The organism is Streptomyces panaciradicis (assembly GCF_023516615.1).
Taxonomy (GTDB): Bacteria; Actinomycetota; Actinomycetes; order Streptomycetales; family Streptomycetaceae; genus Streptomyces; species Streptomyces panaciradicis.
In genome coordinates this window covers 67,695-87,624 of record NZ_JAMGBF010000061.1, presented here as the reverse complement: position 1 = coordinate 87,624, position 19,930 = coordinate 67,695, and the positions used below count along the sequence as shown (strand labels likewise).

Genomic DNA, 19,930 nt, shown 5'->3' with positions numbered 1-19,930 from the left:
GTAGATGCGCAATGAGGGACTGGGCTCGTGGCCCGCACGCCGGGCCCGCAAGACCCCGCACCGCACCGCCCTGATCCACGGCGGCACCTCGCTCACGTACGCACGGCTGTACGAGCGCACCACCCGCCTCGCCCACGCCCTGCGCGCCCGCGGGGTGCGCCGCGGCGACCGCATCGCCTACCTCGGCCCGAACCACCCCGCCTACCTGGAGACCCTGTTCGCGGCGGGCACCCTCGGCGCGGTCTTCGTCCCGCTCAACACCCGCCTCGCCGGCCCGGAGATCGCCTTCCAGCTCTCCGACTCCGGCGCGAAGGCACTCGTCTACGGCCCCTCGCACGCCGGTCTGGTCGCCGGACTGCCGGGCGACACGGACGTACGTACGTACATCGAGGTGGGCGCGGAGTACGAGGAGGCCGTGGCCGCCGCCTCGCACGAACCGGTCGACGAACCGGTGCTCCCCGACGACACCTGCATCATCATGTACACCTCGGGGACGACCGGCCGCCCCAAGGGCGCCATGCTCACGCACGGCAACCTCACCTGGAACGCGGTCAACGTCCTCGTCGACACCGACCTGATCGCCGACGAACGCGCCCTGGTCTCCGCGCCGTTGTTCCACACGGCCGGCCTGAACATGCTGACGCTGCCGGTGCTCCTCAAGGGCGGCGCCTGCGTCCTGGTGGAGGCCTTCGACCCGGAGGCCACCTTCGACCTGATCGAGGAGCACCGGATCACCTTCATGTTCGGCGTCCCGACGATGTTCGAGCAGGTGGCCCGCCACCCCCGCTGGCCGTCCGCGGACCTCTCCTCGCTGCGCATCCTGACCTGCGGCGGCTCCCCGGTGCCGACGCCGCTGATCGCCGCCTACCAGGAACGCGGGCTCACCTTCCTCCAGGGCTACGGCATGACGGAGGCGTCCCCCGGCACGCTGTTCCTGGACGCCGAACACGCGGTGGGCAAGGCGGGTTCGGCGGGCGTCCCGCACTTCTTCAGCGACGTCCGGGTGGTCCGGCCGGACCTCACCCCCGTGGACGTCGACGAGACCGGCGAGGTCGTGGTCCGCGGACCCCATGTCATGCCCGGCTACTGGGGGCTGCCCGAGGAGACGGCCGCCTCCTTCGCGGACGGCTGGTTCCGCAGCGGCGACGCGGCCCGCGTCGACGAGGACGGATACGTCTTCATCGTCGACCGCATCAAGGACATGATCATCTCCGGGGGCGAGAACGTCTACCCGGCCGAGATCGAGGACCAGCTCCTCGCCCACCCGGACATCGTCGAGTGCGCGGTCATCGGCGTCCCCGACGACAAGTGGGGCGAGGTGCCGCGGGCGGTCGTCGTGCCCCGCGAGGGCGCCTCGCTCGACCCCGACGAGGTGCTGGCCACCCTGGCCGGCCGCCTCGCCAAGTACAAGATCCCGAAGTCGGTGGTCCTCGCGGACGAACTCCCGCGCACCGCCTCCGGAAAACTCCTCAAGTCCCGCGTGCGCAAGCGCTTCGGAAACCAGTAAGGAATCTCATGAGCCTCACCGTGAACGGCATCGACGAACTGAAGAAGCTCGCGGGCAGCGACCTGGGCACCAGCGAATGGATCGAGGTCACCCAGGAGCGCATCGACACCTTCGCCGACGCCACCGGCGACCACCAGTGGATCCACGTCGACCCCGAGCGCGCCGCCGAGGGCCCCTTCGGCGCCCCCATCGCCCACGGCTACCTCACCCTCTCGCTGTTCATCCCCCTGTTCACCGAGCTCCTGGACGTCCAGGGCGTCACCACCAAGGTCAACTACGGCCTGAACAAGGTCCGCTTCCCCTCCCCGGTGAAGGTGGGGTCGCGCATCCGGCTGGCCGCGCGGCTGGCCGAGGTGGAGGAGGTGCCGGGCGGCGTGCAGATCACCGTGGACGGCACCATCGAGATCGAGGGCGGGAGCAAGCCGGCCGCGGTGCTGCAGAGCCTGTCGCGGTTCTACGCCTGATCCGGGCGGACCGGCACCAGGTCGAGAAGGCGGGTCGCGGCGTCCCGCGCGAGGGGCGTCAGCCGGTCGTGGACCGCGCGGAACGTCTTCTCGGCCTGTTCCGCCGGCCAGTCGTCCGGCAGGTGCTTGACCGGCAGACGCGGGTCGCGGCGGATGATCTGGAGCCACTCGGCCTGCAGGCGCAGGCGGAGCACGAGGGCCTCGTCGGCGTCGGGGGAAGCGGTCTCCCACGGCTGCCAGCGGCGCACGAAGGCGGTGTACCGCTCGGCGAGTTCGGCCAGCTCCCAGGTCTCCTCGATCATCGCGCCGATGTCCATCCCGGCGTCGGCGTGCGCGCGGAAGACCTTGACGTGCGCGGAGAGGCCGAGCTCGGAGACCAGTTCCGCGACGTCGACCTCGCCGGGGGCGATCCACAGGCCGCTGAACAGGGGGCCGAAACCGCTCCAGGTGAGCTTGGAGCGCAGGTCGTGGCGCTGGCGCTGCCAGGACTCCGGGAGGGAGAAGCCGAGGAGGGTCCAGGTGCCGTCCCAGTCGCGGTTGACGGCGCCGGTCTGCCAGATGCGCCGCTCGCCGTCCCGCAGGACCGCCGTGGAGTGCTCGGTCAGCCCGAAGTACATCCGGCGTCCCTCGCGCTGGCGCCGCAGCAGGCCGCGCTTGACCATCCGGGTCAGGGTGGAGCGGGTCGCCTGCTCGCCGACGCCGGCGCGCTCGAAGACGTCGATGACGCTGCCGGAGTACACGCAGGCGTCCCGCCCGAGCACCTGGTCGCCCAGGAACGTCAGCAGCAGCGACTGGGGCCGCAAGGACGATTCCTCACCGTTCATGCGGCCCACGGTACGACGTCGTCGATCAGCGCCGCTCAGTCACCCGCCACGTCGACGAAGATCGGGTTCGAGTAGAACCAGGTGTCCGCCCACGGGTCGCCGTTCCCGGGCTCGTGCGGAACGGGGCCGTTCGGGTCGACGGCGGCGCCCAGGTAGCCCGCGCCGTGCCGGTTGCCGTCGCTGCCGCGCAGCCGGACGTAGAAGGACTCCTCGCCGGCGGTCAGCGGGATGCGCAGGGTGTACGTCCCCTTGCGGCCGGAGACGTCCCCGGTCTGTACGACCCTGGTGTCCGGCGCCCGCCAGGTGTCCCGGTCGGCCACCGGGCCGCGCACCGCGCCCCGGATCACGTCGACGTGCGCCAACTCGGGCAGGATGCCCTGGGGGTTGGGCCGGGACGCCGTGGTGACGGTGACGTACAGCGTGATCCGCTCGCCCTTGCGGACGCGGAGCCGGCCGCCGAGCGTGACGCCCCGGCCCGCGTCGCAGTCCCGCCTGAGCCGGACGTCCAGCCCGTCCAGCAGGTGCCCGTGGTCCAGCCAGACCCGGCCCGCACGCAGTCCCGCCATCACGGCCCGGTAGCCGTAGCGGGTCACGCCCACGTGGGTGCGGCTGAACTCGCCCGGCCAGAAGTCGCTTCCGGGCTGCGGGGTGTCGGTGTTCACCGGGTCGGGCAGCTTGCCGGTGTTGTCGAAGTTCTGCCCGGCCGGCCAGTCGCCGTTCTTCCAGGTGTCGAAGACCGTGCGGTGGTTGTCGGAGTTGGTGGTGATCGTGAACAGCCGGCCCTCGGCGAGCATCGAGTCCCACAGGCCGCCGACCGTCGCCGTCGCCCAGTCGAAGCCGCCGTACGTGAGGAACGCGTCGGCCGCGTAGCCCGCCCAGGACTGCGCGGTCGGCTTGTTCTCGTACTCGCCGCGGATCGAGGTGCTGCCGCGCCAGCCGGGGATCGCGGCGCCCTGGGCGCCGGGCGCGCCCTCCATGCCGATCATGATCTCGGGGGCCGCGTCCCGCCAGTTGCGCATCTCGTGCGGGGAGTCGATGCCCAGGCGCAGCGGGTGGTTGGCGAGGACGAGGACGTCGTCGACGTAACCCGAACGGCGCTGCTCGGCCAGCCACTTGATCGCCTTGATGGCGTGGGCCTCGTTGCGGGCGGTGTCCGCGGCGCCCGCGGAGCCCTCGGTGTAGCCCAGCAGCTTGCCGTCGTAGGCGAGCTCGAACTGCGTGAGCAGGTCGGTCTCGTGGGGGCCGGGAGCGGCGAACACCGTGCAGTGCTCGGCGGCCGGGATGTACCACTCCAGGCCCTGGAAGATCAGCTGACGCGGGTTCTCCGCGCGGGCCCTGACGATCTCGGCGTGCTCCAGCTTGGCGCCGTGGTTCGCGTGCCCGAAGTTGGAGTGCTCGTTGAACACCATCCAGTCCAGGCCGTACTTCGCCGCGGCCCGTGCCTGCTGGGAGAACGTGTACTTGGCGTCGTGGCTGTAGACGGAGTGCACGTGGTGGTCGCCGACGAGGTAGGCGAGCCGGGGGTCCTCGCCGCCGAAGCCGCCCCGTGGGGAGGCGAGTGCGGGCGTGGCCGCCGATCCGATGGCGAAGGCGGCGCCGAACAGGCCGGCACGGCGCAGGAGTCGGCGCCTCGACACGCCCTGGGCGTCGAGGCGGGCGGGGGAGACGGACGGGTCGGCCCAGGCGGGCAGTCGCTGCTCGGTCATCTTCGGTTCCTGTGCGCTCAGTGGTTCATGAAGGAGGTGACGGGCAGCGCCCGGGAGACGATCCGGACGTCGCCGAGGCGGCCGTGCAGGATCTGGTCGATCCTTCCGGCGTACTCGTAGCCGCCCAGCAGCCACGGCAGCCCGACCGAGGCGATGCCGACCGCGGGGGCCTTGGGGTTGCGGACCACCGGGCAGCCCTCGACGTACAGCGTGGTGTGCCGGCCGTCGTTGACGACCGCCAGGTGCCACCAGGTCTCCAGCGGTGTCTCCTGGCCCCAGTTGGTGGCGATGCCCTGCTGGTTCAGCGGGCGCATCGCCCACTGCGGTTCGCGGTCGTTGGACAGGGACAGGGTGGCGAGCGGCTCGTCGGGGTCGTCGCCGCTCTTGCCGGCGGCGCCGCCCGTGCCGGTGCGGCCGACGATGCCGGACCAGGCGTGGTGGTCCGGGTCCCAGTCGGCGGGAAGCCGGTAGAACGCCTCGATGGTGTAACCGCCCTCGAACGTCGCCGAGTTCAGCGGCGCGCCGTCGACCGTGCGCAGGTACGCGCCCTTCAGCGGCGACTTGAACCCCTGGAACTCCAGGCTGCCGTGGCCGGGCTGGTCGGGATGGTGGTCGGCGGACCAGCCGAGCGAGCCGCCGCCCACCGTGACGAGGGCGAGGTCGTTGCCGCGTCCGGACAGGTCGCGGACGGTGCCGGCGACGGGTGACTCGAACCGCCAGTAGGCGACCGTGCCCGGGACCAGCATCCGCGACACCGGCCGCGCCGCGCGGGCCGGCACGGGGTCGAAGCCGGAGAACCGGTCGGCGAAGTCGATCTCCACCGAGAAGCGGTCGGCGTCGCCGCTCAGCTCGATCTCCTGCCGCTCCAGCTCGTTCAGGCCCTGCTTGGCCCGGCCGAGGATCCACGGGGAGACCGTCTCCACGTCGATGACGCCCCGGTCCAGGTCGAAGCGGTACAGCCGGATCATCGCCGCGCCGCCGAAGTAGCGGTTCTGGTAGTTGGTGAGGTGCAGGTGCACGTCATGGCCGGCGGCGTTCTTGCGGGTGGCGCGGGCCGCCGGCCAGTAGTGGCCGTTGAGGGTGAGGAAGATCTGGTCGTGGTCCGCGATCAGCCGGTCCCACAGCTGCTGCCCGTAATCCGACAACTGGTCTTCGGAGACGACGAGTTCGTGGGTGGTGAGGATGACCGGCGTCCTCGGGTGGGCGGCGAGCACGTCCTTCGCCCAGGCGTAGCCCTGGTCCGACAGCCGCCAGTCCAGCGCGAGGACCATCCACTCGCGGCCCGCCGCCCGGAACAGGTGGTAGGTGTTGTAGCCGTCGGCGGAGGCCCCGCCGAACGTCGGCTTGCCCTTGAAGCGCCGGGGACCGAACGTGTCCAGGTAGGGCGTCGGGCCGCGCTGGTCGTCCGAGGAGGACTTTACGTCGTGGTTGCCCGCCAGGACGCTGTAGCCCACGCCCCGCCGCTCCAGCAGCCCGAACGCCTCGCCGATCGCGGCGCATTCGGCCTGCGCGCCGTTCTGCGTGAGGTCGCCCAGGTGGGAGAGGAAGACGAGGTTCTCCTCCCGGCCGTGCTCCAGCAGATGGCGCAGCGATGCCTCGACCGGCGCCTTGTCGATGCTGGGACCGTCGAAGAGGTACTGGGTGTCCGGCATCACCGCGAGCGTGAAGCGGCGGCTGCCGGGATCGGGCCGCCGGGCACGCGCGCTCGCGGGGGCCGCCTCGGCGCCGGCCGGCAGGGCCAGGCCGGTGGCCGCGGCGGCGCCCAGCAGCGCGGTGGCCCTGAGGAGACCGCGTCGTCCGGCGCCGGCCTGCGCGGCCTCGCCCTGCGGGTGGTCATGCGAAGTGCACACATGTGCTCCGTGAGAAAAGGACATGTCACCTGGGACAGGGGACAGAGAGGCGGGGTCACCGCACGCGCAGCGTCCAGCTCCAGCGGTGGACGCCCGGCGGGACGCGGTAGGAGGGGAAGGTGTCGGGGCCGCACGAGGCCGTGCCCAGGCCCCGGTGCGCCGCGTCGATGTGCACGACACAGCCCGGACGGGGCACCAGTTCGTCGTGGTGCCGTGCGGCGGTCAGGTCCTCGGCCCGGTACCGGGTGACGGAGACCTGCCGGGGTGCGTCCAGCACGACCGCGAGGCCGGTGCCGTCGGGCGCCGACAGCGTGAACCGCCGTACACCGTGCCGGCCGCCGCTCTCCTGCGGACGCAGGTACGGCGTGAACGTCGCCTCCACCGGCAGCGAGTGATGGCCGACGGGTGCGCCCGCGCACCGGTCGGGGTACGACTCCCACGGCCCCTGCCCGAACCACTCCAGCAGGTCCGGTCCCGGCGCCGTCTCGAAGACCGTGCCGACCCGCGCCACGTCGTCGAACTCCTCGGGCAGCTCCGTCTCCTCCTCGATCCTGATGCCGCCCTCGACCGGGGTGAACACCTGCCGGTGCCGCACGACGCCGGCCGTGCCGGCGTACTCGGCGTCCACGGTCACCCGGCCGCCGTCCGCCCGCACCGACACGAGCTTGCGGACGAGCGAGTCCAGCCCCCAGGTCCGCCAGCGCGGGGCCATGCCGCCCAGCTCGTCGTTGTCGGTGGGCGCCCGCCACAGGGACAGCGTGGGCGCGGCCGTCAGCGACGGATGCACGAGCAGGCCCTCGCCGTCGACCTCGACGGACCCGGCCACGACGGCGTCCTCGGCGACGGCGGGCCCGCGCAGGCGCACCTGCGGCAGGCACACCTCGGTGCCGCGCGGCGCCCACGGCTGGTCCTCCGCGGTCGTCACCCGCAGGGTCAGCCAGGCCTCGCCGCCGTCGCGGGGCAGTTCGAAGGGCAGCGGCACGGCGGCCGTCTCGCCGGGCCTGAGGCCGGGCAGGTCCGCGGGCGCGGTCAGCGTACGGCCGTCGGCGAGGGAGAGCTCCCAGGTGCCGGCCAGCCAGTCCAGGCCGCGGAAGTGCTGGTGGTTGCCGAGGACGATGCCCTCGTGCCGGAAGCACTCGATGCGCACCGGCGCCGCGATCTCGCGGTGCTCGTACAGGGCGGGCTTGGGGGTGCGGTCGGGGAAGACGACCCCGTCCGCGATGAAGGCGCCGTCATGGATCGTCTCGCCGAAGTCGCCGCCGTACGCCCAGCGATGGCCCGGCGCGGCGACACCGTTGTCATAGAGCCCGGCGCCCCCACGCCCGGCCGGTCTGCCGTCGTTCACACGCTGCAGGATGCCGTGGTCCCAGAACTCCCAGATGAACCCGCCCTGAAGACCCGGAGTGGACTCGATGGCCGCCCAATGGTCCGCGAGCGTGCCGTTGCTGTTGCCCATGGCGTGGGAGTACTCGCACTGGATGAGCGGCCTGGTCTGCCGGCCCGACAGGGCGTGGGCGACGCAGTCCTCCAGCGGTGCGTACATGGGGCAGGCGATGTCGGAGCAGTCGTCCGTGGCCGCCCAGTCGAGCTTGGCGGCGCCCTCGTACTGCAGGGGCCGGGTCGGGTCGTGCCGGCGCGCCCAGCCGGCCGCGGCGTCGTGGTGGGCGCCGTAGTCGGACTCGTTGCCCAGCGACCAGATGATCACCGACGGGTGGTTCTTGTCGCGCAGCACCATCCGGGAGACCCGGTCGACGAAGGCGTTCAGGTAGCGCGGGTCGTCGGCGATCTCGTGGGCGTGGTCGTGGGACTCGATGTCCGCCTCGTCGACGACGTAGAAGCCGAGTTCGTCGGCGAGGTCGTACAGGGCCGGGTCGTTCGGGTAGTGGGAGGTGCGGATCGCGTTGAACCCGAAGCGCTTGAGCAGGACCAGGTCGGCGCGCATGTCGTCGTACGACACCGTCCGGCCGGTCAGCGGATGGAAGTCGTGCCGGTTGACGCCCCGGATGTACACGCGCTCGCCGTTGACCAGCAGGTCCCGGCCGGCGATCTCGACGTCGCGGAAGCCGACCCGGTGGTGCGAGGCGTCGGCGAGGGTGCCGTCGGCGCGGTGCAGGCGGACGGTGAGGCCGTACAGCTCGGGCGTCTCGGCGTTCCAGGTGCGCACCTCGGGTACGAGGCAGTGCACGCGGGCCTCGCCGAGGAAGCCGGAGACCCGGTCGTCCTCGGCGTTGACCCGGTCGAACTCGGCGTCCTGGGTGAGGAGCCGGCCGTCCAGCTCGGCGCTGACGTACCAGCCGGCGGGCAGCGGGCCGCGCGCGTCGCGCACCCGGCAGTCGACGCGCAGCTCCCCGTCCCGCCGCGCCCTGACGGTGACGTCGGCGAGGTGCAGCGGGTCGGTCGCGTACAGGAGCACCGACCGGGTGAGGCCGCCGTGCCACCACTGGTCCTGGTCCTCGATGTGCGAGGCGTCCGACCACTTCACGACCGTCAGCCGCAGCACCGACCGCCCGCCCGGGCGGACGACGCCGGTGAGGTCGAACTCGGCGGCCAGGTGGGAGTCCTTGGAGAGGCCGACGGGCCGGCCGTCGACGTGCACCAGCAGCACGCTCTCGGCGGCGCCGACCTGGAGCACGATCCGCCGCCCGGCCCACTCGGCGGGCACGTCCACGTCACGCTCGTACACCCCCGTCGGACTGGCCGCGGGGGAGTGCGGCGGGATGTCGTCGAACGGCATGCGGACGTTGGTGTACTGCGGCAGGTCGTCCGTGCCCTGCATGGTCCAGGCACCGGGGACGTACGACGACGACCAGGCGCCGTCGGCCGGCGCGCCCGGAGCGGGCAGCAGCTGGAAGCGCCAGTCGCCGTCCAGGCAGAGCGCCCCGGCCCGCCGGTCGACGGCGTTCATCGGCAGCCGCCCCCAGGAGGTCACCTCGGGGGCCTCCCAGGGGCGCAGCGCGAGGAGCGGGTCGCTCAACGGATGGCCCCCTTGCCGAGGTCGCCGATGATCTGCTTGGCGCCGATCGCGAAGACGATGAGCAGGGGGACGAGGGCGAGCAGCGCGCCGGTCATCACCATGCCGTAGTCGGTGGTGCCGTGCACGCCGTTGAGCTGGGACAGGGCCACCTGGAGGGTGACGTTGTCGGGGTTGGTGAGGGCGACCAGCGGCCAGGCGTAGTCGTTCCACTGGCCCATGAAGGTGAAGATGCCGAGGAAGGCCAGGCCCGGCCGGACCACCGGGAGGGCCACGTGCCAGTACTGGCGCAGGAAGTGCGCCCCGTCGATGCGCGAGGCGTCCAGCAGCTCGTCGTGGATGGCGCTGCGCATGTACTGGCGCATCCAGAAGATGCCGAAGGCGTTGGCCGCCGCCGGCACGATCAGCGCCGTCATCGAGCCGATCCAGCCGATCCTCGCCATCATCACGAACTGCGGGATGATGGCCAGCTGCGTCGGCACCATGAAGATCAGCATGAGCAGCCCGAACAGCAGCCTGCGGCCGGGGAAGTGGAACTTGGCGAAGACGAAGGCGGCGAGGGAGTCGAAGAACAGGACCAGAACGGTCACCGAGCCCGCCACCAGCAGCGAGTTGAGCATCGAGCCGAAGAAGTCGACGTTGTCGAAGAGGGCGCGGACGTTGCGCAGGAAGTGCGGGCCGGGCAGCAGCTTCGGCGGGTAGGAGAAGATCTCGGTCGACGTGTGCGTCGACATGATGACGGCCCAGTAGAACGGGAAGGCCGACAGCAGCAGTCCGGCGACGAGGACCGCGTGCAGCGCGACGCCCCGGCCGCGCGTTCCCCTGATGCCCTTGGGGCGCTTGGTGTCCTGGATGGATGCCATGGTGTCCCGGCCTCCCTAGTCTTCGCCCCGGCGCCGCACCAGGCGCCAGTTGATGATCGAGAAGATGACGACGACGAGGAAGATCCCCCACGCCACGGCGGCGCCGTAGCCGAAGTCGTTGTTGTCGAAGGTCTGCTGGAAGAAGTAGAGGACCATCGTCCGGCCCGCGTGGCCCGGGCCGCCGGAGAACGTCGAGTCGTTCGAGGTGTTCTGCAGCAGCACCTGCGCCTCGGTGAAGCTCTGCAGACCGGTGACGGTCGAGACCACCAGCACGAACAGCAGGGTCGGGCGCAGCAGGGGCAGCGTGATCCGGAAGAACGTCTGCACGGGGTTCGCGCCGTCCACCCGCGCCGCCTCGTACAGCTCGCTCGGGACGGTCTGCAGGCCCGCGAGGAAGATGATCGCGTTGTAGCCCGTCCACTGCCAGGTCATCAGCGTCGCGATGGCGACCTTGATGCCCCAGGGGGTGTTCAGCCAGGCCACCTGGTCCAGCCCCACGGCCTGCAACAGGGCGTTCACCAGGCCGAAGTTGGTGGAGAACACCGAGCCGAAGACGATGGCGATCGCGACGACGGAGGTGACGTTCGGCAGGAAGTAGGCGAAGCGGTAGACGTTCTTGAAGCGGACCGCGGAGTTGAGCATCACCGCCGTGACCATCGCCAGGAAGATCATGGGGAAGGTGGCCAGCGCCCAGATGATCAGGGTGGTGCCGATCGAGCTCCAGAAGTCGCTGTCGCTCAGCAGGTAGCGGTACTGCGACAGGCCCGCCCACTCCATGGAGCCGAGACCGTCCCAGCGGTGGAAGGACAGGTAGAGCGAGAAGCCGACGGGGACCAGGCCGAAGGCGAGGAAGAGCAGGTAGAAGGGGGAGATCGCGGCGTACAGGTGCCAGTACTTGCGCATCCCCGAGCGGGGACGGGCCGTCGGCGTGCGCTCCGCGACGACGGGGGGCTTCTCCAGGGCGGTGGCCATCAGTGGCTCACCCCCAGGTGCTTCGCGATGCGCCGGCACTTGCTCATGGCGTCACTCCAGGCCTTGTCCGGGTCCTTGCCGAGGACGCCGACGTTCTTGATCTCGTCCTTGATGGGCTGCCCGAGCGCGACGTCGAACGGGCTGTTGTAGGCGACGGCGATCTTCTGCGCGGCCGGACCGAAGACGTCCGTCGTGACCTGGCCGCCGAAGAACGGGTCGGGCTCGCGCAGTTGCCGCAGCCCGTAGGAGGCGGGCGTGGAGGGGAACAGGCCCGCGTCGACGTAACCCGAGGCCTGGTTGGCCGCGTCGAGCATCCAGGAGATGATCTCGAACGCCTGCTGCGGTTCCCGGCACGCCTTGGTGATCGACAGGAACGAGCCGCCGTTGTTCGACGGCCGCACCGGCATGTCGGCGATCCGCCATCGTCCCTTGGTCTTCGGATTGCCGTTCTTGATGTCGTACGTCGCCCAGGAGGCGCCGAGCTGGCTGGGCAGCTTGCCGGTGTCCACCGCGGAGATCTGGTCCGGGGTGCCGGTGACGAGGTTGGAGACGATCCCGCGTCGCTTGGCCTCTACCGCCAGCGCCCAGGCGTGGCGCACGTGTTCCTGGTCGCCGATGAAGTGGCGGTCCTTGTCCACGTACCGCTTGGCGCCCTGCTGCACCACGTTCTCGAAGACCGAGTTGACGTCGGTCAGCAGCGAGGTGCCGGGGATTCGCTTCCGCAGCCGCTCGCCCGCCGCGAAGAAGTTCTCCCAGGTGTTCAACTCCTTGGAGACGTCGGCGGGTTCATAGGGCAGTCCGGCCTTGCGGAAGACCTCGTACTGGTAGAAGTGCGCGACCGGGCCGCAGTCGATGGGGAAGCCGACCATCCTGCCGTCGTCGGCGATGCCCTGCCGCCACTTCCACGGCAGGTACCGGCTCTCGTACTTGTCGGCGCCGAGCGTGCGCAGGTCCACGAACTGGTCGGCGTCGGGCAGGTAGGAGGCCATGTCCTCGCCCTTGAGGCCCGCGATGTCGGGGATGTGGGCACGGCCGGCCAGCGTGGTGATCAGCTTGGAGCGGTAGTAGCCGCCGATCTTGATGGCCTGGAGGTCGACCGAGGAGTCGTAGCGGGCCTTGGCCTTCTTCACGACGGTGTCGCCGAGACCGCCGTCCCAGTACCACAGGACCATGTTCCGGCCGGTGGAACCGGTCGGCACGGCGCAGCCGGAGGTCAGGCCGCCGAGCGCCGTGGCGGCCGTACCGGCCAGGCCCGCGCGCAGCAGGCCTCTTCGTGAGAGCCGCACAGCTCCCACCGCCTTTCGGGTCTTTTCGCAACGTTCGTAGGAGGGGCTAGCGTCCGCGGGGCTCGTGGGGGAGCCGCGCGGTCAGGGGTGGCGGGCCGGCGGGGTGACGGGGGCGTACCGCACGGGCGGGCCGGGGTCCGCGGGAAGGCGGTCGGCCAGGAAGCCGTAGGCGCGCCGCAGCCCGGGATCGGTCAGCGACCGCCACCAGCGGTCGACGCCGTACCAGCCGGGGGCGGCGAGCGCGCCGCCGTGCCGCTGGACGGACAGCCCGGCCGCGAGGACGGCGAACCGCAGCCGTTCCTGAAGCGGCCAGCCGCCGAGCGAGGCCGCGACGAAGCTCGCGCCGAACACGTCACCGGCGCCCGTCGCGTCCAGCACGTCGACCGCGAGGGCCGGCACCTCCGCGTACTCGCCGGTGGTCTGGTCGACGGCGACCGCCCCGGCCCCGCCCCGGGTGACCACGGCCACCGGCACCAGTTCGGCGAGCGTGCCGAGGGCCGCGACCGCGCTGTCGGTGCGGGTGTAGGCCATCGCCTCGGTCTCGTTGGGGAGGAAGGCGTGGCACAGCTTGAGCTGGTCCAGGAGGTCGGTGGACCACTCCTGGGTGGGGTCCCAGCCGACGTCGGCGTAGATGCGGGTGCCGTTGGCGGCGGCCCTGGTGAGCCACTCGCGGGGTTCGGCCTCGAGGTGGACGAGGGCGGTGCGGGCCTCGGGCGGGTCGCCCATCAGCGCGTCCTGCGAGTACGGCGGCTCCTGGCCGTGGGTGACGAGCGCCCGGTCGTCGCCGGTGGCGAGCGAGACGGTGACGGGGGTGGGCCAGCCGTCCGCGGTCCGGGAGAGCGAGAGGTCGATGTCCTCCTGGTCGCACAGCACGTCCCGGCACAGCTCGCCGTAGAAGTCGTCGCCGAAGACCGTGGCCAGCGAGGTGCGCAGACCGAACCGGGACGCGGCCACCGCGAGGTTGGCGATGCCGCCGGGGCCGCAGCCCATGCCGGCCGTCCAGATCTCCTCGCCCGGCGTCGGCGGCTTCCCGAGCCCCGTGAGGACGAGGTCGTAGAAGAGCAGCCCGGTCAGCAGCACATCGGGCCTGTCGTCGTCCACGGGAACGCCTCTCGTCAAAACCCGTCAATTTCGATGACGGGAATCGTGCGCCGATCCATGAGATTGGTCAATACCCGAGCAGAAGCGAGCATAGATTTGATTGAAGATGACGAGTAGTGTGCACGGCGTGCTGGCAGAACGACGACACCAACTCATCCTGCGGGCCCTGCGCTCCGGCGGCCCCGCGTCCGTGACCGATCTCTCCGAGCAGCTGGCCGTGAGTCCCGCCACCATCCGGCGCGACCTGGTCAAGCTGGAGGAGGACGGCCTGCTCACCCGCGTGCACGGCGGCGCCGTCGTGGAGGAGGGCGACCAGCCCTTCGCCGAGGTCGCCGAAGTGCGCGTGGCCGAGAAGGACGCCATAGCCGAGCGGGCCGCCGCCATGGTCGCGGACGGCCAGTCGGTGCTGCTGGACATCGGCACCACGGCCTACCGGCTGGCCCGGCAGCTGCACGGCCGCCGGCTGACGGTGATCACCAGCAACCTCGTCGTCTACGAGGAGCTCGCCGACGACGAGGGCATCGAGCTGGTCCTGCTCGGCGGCATGGTCCGCCGCGAGTACCGCTCCCTCGTCGGCTTCCTCACCGAGGACAACCTGCGCCAGCTGCATGCCGACTGGCTCTTCCTGGGCACCAGTGGAGTGCGTCCCGGCGGGCAGGTGATGGACACGACGGTCGTCGAGGTGCCGGTGAAACGGGCCATGATCAAGGCGAGCGACAAGGTCGTCCTGCTCGCGGACGCCGCCAAGTTCCCGGGTACGGGCATGGCGAAGGTCTGTGGTCCCGAGGACCTGGACGTGGTGGTCACGAACGCCCCGGCCGACCCGGTGACCCGCTCCTCCCTCCAGGAGGCGGGCGTCGAGGTCGTCGTGGCAGGAAAGGTGCGCAAGTGAAGCTGACGATTCTGGGCGGCGGCGGGTTCCGTGTGCCGCTCGTGTACGGCGCCCTGCTGGGCGACCGCGGCGAGGGCAGGGTCACCGAGGTCGTGCTGCACGACCTGGACGCCGGCCGGCTCGCCGCGGTGACCCGGGTGCTGGCCGAGCAGGCCGCCCCGGTCGCGGACGCGCCCGCGGTGACCGCCACGACCGACCTCGACGACGCCCTGCGCGGCGCCGACTTCGTCTTCTCGGCGATCCGCGTCGGCGGCCTGCAGGGGCGGGCGGACGACGAGCGGGTCGCCCTCGCCGAAGGCGTCCTCGGCCAGGAGACGGTCGGCGCCGGCGGCATCGCCTACGGCCTGCGGACCGTCCCCGTCGCCGTCGACATCGCGCGGCGCGTGGCCCGCCTCGCCCCCGACGCCTGGGTCATCAACTTCACCAACCCCGCCGGCCTGGTCACCGAGGCCATGTCCCGCCACCTCGGCGACCGCGTCATCGGCATCTGCGACTCGCCGGTCGGCCTCGGCCGCCGTATCGCCCGGGTGCTCGGCGCGAACCCGAAGGAGGCGTGGATCGACTACGTCGGCCTCAACCACCTCGGCTGGGTGCGCGGCCTGCGCGTCGCCGGCCGGGACGAGCTGCCGCGCCTGCTCGCCGACCCCGACCTGCTCGGCTCCTTCGAGGAGGGCAAGCTCTTCGGCGTCGACTGGCTGCGCTCCCTCGGCGCGATCCCGAACGAGTACCTGCACTACTACTACTTCAACCGCGAGGCCGTCCGCTCCTACCAGCAGGCCGAGCGCACCCGCGGTACCTTCCTGCGCGACCAGCAGGCCGGCTTCTACGAGCAGGTCGAGCGCTCGGACGGCTCCGCCCTGGAGCTGTGGGACCGCACCCGCGCCGAGCGCGAGGCGACGTACATGGCCGAGAACCGGGAGACCGCCGGCGCCGGTGAGCGCGACGCCGACGACCTCTCCGGCGGCTACGAGAAGGTCGCCCTGGCCCTGATGCGGGCCATCGCCCGCGACGAGCGCACCACCCTGATCCTCAACGTCCGCAACCGCACCACCCTCTCGGTGCTCGACTCCGAGGCGGTCATCGAGGTGCCCTGCCTCGTCGACGCGAACGGCGCCCACCCGGTCGCCGTCGACCCGCTGCCCGGCCACGCCACCGGCCTGGTCTGCGCGGTCAAGGCCGTCGAGCGCGAGGTGCTGGCCGCCGCCGAGTCCGGCTCCCGCACCACGGCCGCCAAGGCGTTCGCGCTGCACCCGCTGGTCGACTCCGTGAACGTGGCCCGACGTCTGGTGGAGGGCTACACCGCGGTCCATCCTGGCCTCGCGTACCTTAGGTGACCGGCACCTGGAAAGCGCTTTCCAGGTCCTTCCCCGCCACTCCCGCCGCCTCACTGGAGACCCCTGATGCACGACGAACGCCGCCGGATCGAGGAGCGCGCCGAGCGCCTCCACACCCAGCGCATCAAGCCCGCGCTCTACGCGGCCACCGTCCCGATGTCGGTCGAGTCCTGGCAGGCGCCGGGCGAGCCCGTCTCCTTCGAGGAGGCCGCGTCCCAGCGCTACGCGCCCTTCGCCATGGACACCCCCTGGGGCCCGCCGTGGGGCACGACCTGGTTCCGGATGAGCGGACAGGTGCCCGCGGAGTGGGCCGGCCGGCGCGTCGAGGCGGTCATCGACCTCGGCTTCACCGGCGACTGGCCCGGCAACCAGGCCGAGGCCCTGGTCCACCTGCCCGACGGACGCCCGCTGAAGGCGGTCAACCCGCTCAACCAGTACGTACCCGTCGCCAACCCGGCGGCCGGCGGCGAGCCGATCGACTACCTGGTCGAGGCGGCCTCCAACCCCGACATCCTCGCGAACGACTTCACCGCGCCGACCCCGCTCGGGGACGTCCTCACGGCCGGCGACAAGCCGCTGTACACCTTCCGGCGCGCCGACCTCGCCGTCCTCGACGAGGAGGTCTTCCACCTCGACCTCGACCTGCAGGTGCTGCGCGAGCTGATGGTGGAGCTCGGCGAGCACGACCCGCGCCGGCACGAGATCCTGCACGCCCTCGACCGCTCCCTGGACCTGCTCGACCTGGACGACGTCGCCGGCTCGGCCGCCGCCGTGCGCGAGGCCCTGCGGCCGGTGCTGTCCAAGCCCGCCAACGCCAGCGCCCACATCGTCTCCGGCGTCGGCCACGCCCACATCGACTCCGCCTGGCTGTGGCCGATCCGGGAGACCAAGCGCAAGACCTCCCGCACCTTCTCCAACGTCACCGCCCTGGCCGACGAGTACGAGGAGTTCGTCTTCGCCTGCTCGCAGGCCCAGCAGTACGAGTGGGTGCGCGACAACTACCCGCACGTGTGGGCCCGCATCCAGGAGTCCGTGAAGAAGGGCCAGTGGGCGCCGGTCGGCGGCATGTGGGTGGAGTCCGACGGCAACCTGCCCGGCGGCGAGGCCATCGCCCGCCAGCTGATCCACGGCAAGCGGTTCTTCATCGAGCACTTCGGCATCGAGACCAAGGGCGTCTGGCTGCCCGACTCCTTCGGCTACAACGCCGCCTACCCGCAGCTCGCCAAGCTCGCCGGCAACGAGTGGTTCCTCACCCAGAAGATCTCCTGGAACCAGACCAACACCTTCCCCCACCACACCTTCTGGTGGGAGGGCATCGACGGCACCCGGATCTTCACCCACTTCCCGCCGGTCGACACCTACAACGCCCGCTTCAGCGGCGAGGAGATGTCCCGCGCGGTCCGCAACTACGCCGAGAAGGGCAACGCCACCCGTTCCCTCGCCCCCTTCGGCTGGGGCGACGGAGGCGGCGGCCCCACCCGCGAGATCATGGAGCGGGCCCGCCGGCTGGCCGACCTGGAGGGCTCGCCCAAGGTCGTCGTCGAGCACCCCGACGAGTTCTTCGCCAAGGCCCGCGCCGAGTACCCCGACGCGCCCGTGTGGGTCGGCGAGCTCTACCTGGAGCTGCACCGCGCCACCTACACCTCGCAGGCCCGCACCAAGCAGGGCAACCGCCGCAGCGAGCACAAGCTGCGCGAGGCGGAGCTGTGGGCGACCACCGCCGCGCTGCACGCGCCGGGCTACGCCTACCCGTACCAGAAGCTGGACCGGCTGTGGAAGACGGTCCTGCTGCACCAGTTCCACGACATCCTGCCCGGCTCGTCCATCGCCTGGGTCCACCGCGAGGCCGAGGCCGAATACGCGCGCGTGGCCGAGGAGCTGGAGGCCCTGACCGCCGAGGCGGTGGCCGCGCTGGGCGCCGGCGGCACCCGGGTGTTCAACACGAGCCCCTTCGACCGCGCCGAGGTCATCCGTACGGCGACGGGCTTCCCGACGTTCGTCGAGGTGCCCGCGAACGGCAGCGCGCCGGTCGCGGCGGCCGAACCCCCGGCCCCCGTCACGGTGGAGGGCCGCGTCCTCGACAACGGCCTGGTCCGGGTCGAGGTCGCCGAGGACGGCACCCTCTCGTCCGTCCTCGACCTCAGGGCCGGCCGGGAGGTCCTCGCCGAGGCGGGCAACCTGCTGCGCCTGCACACCGACCTGCCCAACTACTGGGACGCCTGGGACGTCGACAAGCACTACAAGAACCGCTACACGGACCTCCTCGACGCCGACTCCGTGGAGGTCGTCGACGACGACCCGCTGCTCGGCTCGATCCGCGTCACGCGCTCCTTCGGCAAGGGCTCGAAGATCGTCCAGACGATCACGCTGCGCGCCGGCAGCCCCCGCATCGACTTCGAGACGGACATCGACTGGCACGAGGCGGAGAAGTTCCTCAAGGCGGGCTTCCCGGTCGACATCCGGGCCGCGCACTCCTCCGCAGAGATCCAGTTCGGCCACATCCAGCGGCCCACGCACACCAACACCACGTGGGAGGCGGCCCGTTTCGAGGTCTCCGGCCACCGCTGGGTGCACGTCGGGGAGCCCGGTTACGGCGTCGCGGTCATCAACGACTCCACCTACGGCCACGACGTCTCCCGCACGGTCCGCGAGGACGGCGGTACGACCACCACGGTCCGCCTCAGCCTGGTCCGCGCCCCGCGCATCCCGGACCCGGGCGCCGACCAGGGCCGCCACCGCCTCACCTACTCCCTGCTGCCCGGTGCGAGCATCGAGGACGCGGTGGCCGAGGGCTACGCCCTCAACCTGCCGCTGCGGGTGGCCGATTCGGCGGGCGTGCACCAGCCGGTCGTCTCGGTCGACGGCGAGGGCGTCACCGTCGAGGCCGTGAAGCTGGCCGACGACGAGTCCGGCGACGTGGTGGTACGGCTCTACGAGTCCCGGGGCGGCCGCGCGACCGGCGTCCTGCGCACCGGCTTCCCGCTGGCCGGGGCCCAGGTGACCGACCTGCTGGAGCGCCCGCTGGAGGACGCGGAGACGACCGAGGACGGGGTCCCGGTCGCCCTGCGGCCCTTCCAGATCCTCACGCTCAGGCTGCGACGGGGCTGACCCGTCCGGCGATGATTTCCATCGAATCTTAAGAAAGCGGTAAAAGCCCTGGTCGCAGACGCCTCGTGGAGGTCTGCGACCAGGGCCGTTCTGCTGCGCGACACCTGCCGTTCGCCCGCCCCCTCTGGGATGCGGGCCAACGGCAAGAGAGAGGTGTCAGCGTGCGTGACCGGCGTATGTCCGCGATACGAAAGGGTCTGAGGCGGCGGGGGAGGCTGATGGCGCAGGCCGTGAGTCCGCCGCGGCGGACGCTCGACGCCATCCCCTCCCCGCGCGGCGCGAAGCCGGCCTACGCGGCCCCGCCCGCCCCGCGGCTGGTGGAGTCGCCGGTCTTCGTGCTGTCCTCGGTGCGCTCCGGCTCGACCCTGCTCAGGGTGCTGCTCAACAGCCACAGCCGCGTCCGCGCCCCGCACGAGATGCACCTGCGCACCCTGCACGTCCATCTCTCCCGCGAGTTCACCGCGGACGCGATGGAAGCCCTCCAACTCGACAAGGACGAACTCGAACACCTGCTGTGGGACCGGGTGCTGCATCTCGAACTCACCCGCAGCGGCAAGGACGTCATCGTCGACAAGACGCCGCCCAACGCGCTCATCTGGCCGCGCCTGCACCGATGCTGGCCCAACGCCCGGTACATCCTGCTGCTCCGCCACCCCGGCGCCGTCATCGCCTCGCTGACCGACCGGCGCACCGACCCCGACCACGCGGCCGTCCGCGCCGAGGTCCTCGGCTACGCCGAGAAACTGGAGGAGGCGCGGCGGAACCTGGACGCCCACGTGCTGCGGTACGAGGACCTCACCGCCGACCCGGAGGGCGCGACCCGCGCCCTGTGCGCCTACCTCGGCGTCGCGTGGGAGCCCGCGATGCTCGACTACGGCGGCAAGGACCACGGCACCTTCCGGCCCCAGCTCGGCGACTGGTCCGCGACCATCAGGTCGGGCCGCGTCCAGCCCGCCCGCACCGCCGACGCCGGGGCCGAACTGCCGCCCCGGCTGGCGGAGTTGGCGAAGGCGTGGGGGTATCCGGTCGGGACACCCCCACGCCCCTGACGG

14 protein-coding genes are annotated in these 19,930 nt (G+C 71.6%); 6 read left to right on the top strand and 8 right to left on the bottom strand.

What is annotated here, in order from left to right; genetic code table 11:
• The first annotated feature begins 4 nt into the window (after positions 1-4).
• A complete protein-coding gene (locus tag M8J74_RS21700; RefSeq protein WP_249838035.1) occupies positions 5-1,507 on the top strand; it encodes an acyl-CoA synthetase in 1,503 nt (500 codons plus the stop codon).
• An 8-nt stretch (positions 1,508-1,515) separates the two neighbouring features.
• A complete protein-coding gene (locus M8J74_RS21695; protein WP_249838034.1) occupies positions 1,516-1,971 on the top strand; it encodes a MaoC family dehydratase in 456 nt (151 codons plus the stop codon).
• Here M8J74_RS21695 and M8J74_RS21690 read toward each other — a convergent pair.
• The 8 genes from M8J74_RS21690 to M8J74_RS21655 all read right to left on the bottom strand — a co-directional run bounded on the left by M8J74_RS21690 (position 1,962) and on the right by M8J74_RS21655 (position 13,544).
• On the bottom strand, positions 1,962-2,795 hold the full coding sequence (locus M8J74_RS21690; protein WP_249838033.1) for a PaaX family transcriptional regulator: 834 nt from the start codon (positions 2,793-2,795) through the stop codon (positions 1,962-1,964). The genes M8J74_RS21695 and M8J74_RS21690 overlap by 10 nt on opposite strands.
• A gap of 35 nt (positions 2,796-2,830) precedes the next feature.
• A complete protein-coding gene (locus tag M8J74_RS21685; protein WP_249838032.1) occupies positions 2,831-4,501 on the bottom strand; it encodes a PHP domain-containing protein in 1,671 nt (556 codons plus the stop codon).
• A 17-nt stretch (positions 4,502-4,518) separates the two neighbouring features.
• Entirely contained in the window at positions 4,519-6,351 is a 1,833-nt protein-coding gene (locus M8J74_RS21680; RefSeq protein WP_249838031.1) for a LamG-like jellyroll fold domain-containing protein, read from the bottom strand.
• A 55-nt stretch (positions 6,352-6,406) separates the two neighbouring features.
• Positions 6,407-9,325 (bottom strand): glycoside hydrolase family 2 TIM barrel-domain containing protein, encoded by a 2,919-nt coding sequence (locus M8J74_RS21675; RefSeq protein ID WP_249838030.1) that lies wholly within the window; start codon positions 9,323-9,325, stop codon positions 6,407-6,409.
• Entirely contained in the window at positions 9,322-10,185 is an 864-nt protein-coding gene (locus M8J74_RS21670) for a carbohydrate ABC transporter permease (RefSeq protein ID WP_249838029.1), read from the bottom strand. Before M8J74_RS21670 ends, M8J74_RS21675 begins: the two co-directional genes overlap by 4 nt.
• 15 nt (positions 10,186-10,200) lie before the next feature.
• Positions 10,201-11,157 carry a carbohydrate ABC transporter permease gene (locus tag M8J74_RS21665; RefSeq protein WP_249838028.1) on the bottom strand — a complete coding sequence of 319 codons (957 nt, stop codon included), beginning with the start codon at positions 11,155-11,157 and terminating at the stop codon, positions 10,201-10,203.
• Positions 11,157-12,443 (bottom strand): ABC transporter substrate-binding protein, encoded by a 1,287-nt coding sequence (locus tag M8J74_RS21660; protein WP_249838027.1) that lies wholly within the window; start codon positions 12,441-12,443, stop codon positions 11,157-11,159. The genes M8J74_RS21665 and M8J74_RS21660 overlap by 1 nt, the downstream gene beginning before the upstream one ends.
• An 81-nt stretch (positions 12,444-12,524) precedes the next feature.
• On the bottom strand, positions 12,525-13,544 hold the full coding sequence (locus tag M8J74_RS21655; protein WP_249838026.1) for a carbohydrate kinase family protein: 1,020 nt from the start codon (positions 13,542-13,544) through the stop codon (positions 12,525-12,527).
• 127 nt (positions 13,545-13,671) lie between these two features.
• On the opposite strand from M8J74_RS21655, the gene M8J74_RS21650 reads away from it, so the two are divergent.
• From M8J74_RS21650 to M8J74_RS21635, 4 genes are all read left to right on the top strand, one after another.
• Positions 13,672-14,436, top strand: coding sequence for a DeoR/GlpR family DNA-binding transcription regulator (locus M8J74_RS21650; RefSeq protein ID WP_249838044.1), 765 nt, complete (start codon positions 13,672-13,674; stop codon positions 14,434-14,436).
• Positions 14,433-15,770: a 6-phospho-beta-glucosidase gene (locus tag M8J74_RS21645; RefSeq protein WP_249838025.1), complete on the top strand. Its 1,338-nt coding sequence runs from the start codon at positions 14,433-14,435 to the stop codon at positions 15,768-15,770. The genes M8J74_RS21650 and M8J74_RS21645 overlap by 4 nt, the downstream gene beginning before the upstream one ends.
• Before the next feature lie 66 nt (positions 15,771-15,836).
• Positions 15,837-18,878 carry an alpha-mannosidase gene (locus M8J74_RS21640; protein WP_249838024.1) on the top strand — a complete coding sequence of 1,014 codons (3,042 nt, stop codon included), beginning with the start codon at positions 15,837-15,839 and terminating at the stop codon, positions 18,876-18,878.
• A gap of 218 nt (positions 18,879-19,096) precedes the next feature.
• Positions 19,097-19,927, top strand: coding sequence for a sulfotransferase family protein (locus M8J74_RS21635; RefSeq protein WP_249838023.1), 831 nt, complete (start codon positions 19,097-19,099; stop codon positions 19,925-19,927).
• Positions 19,928-19,930 lie beyond the last annotated feature (3 nt).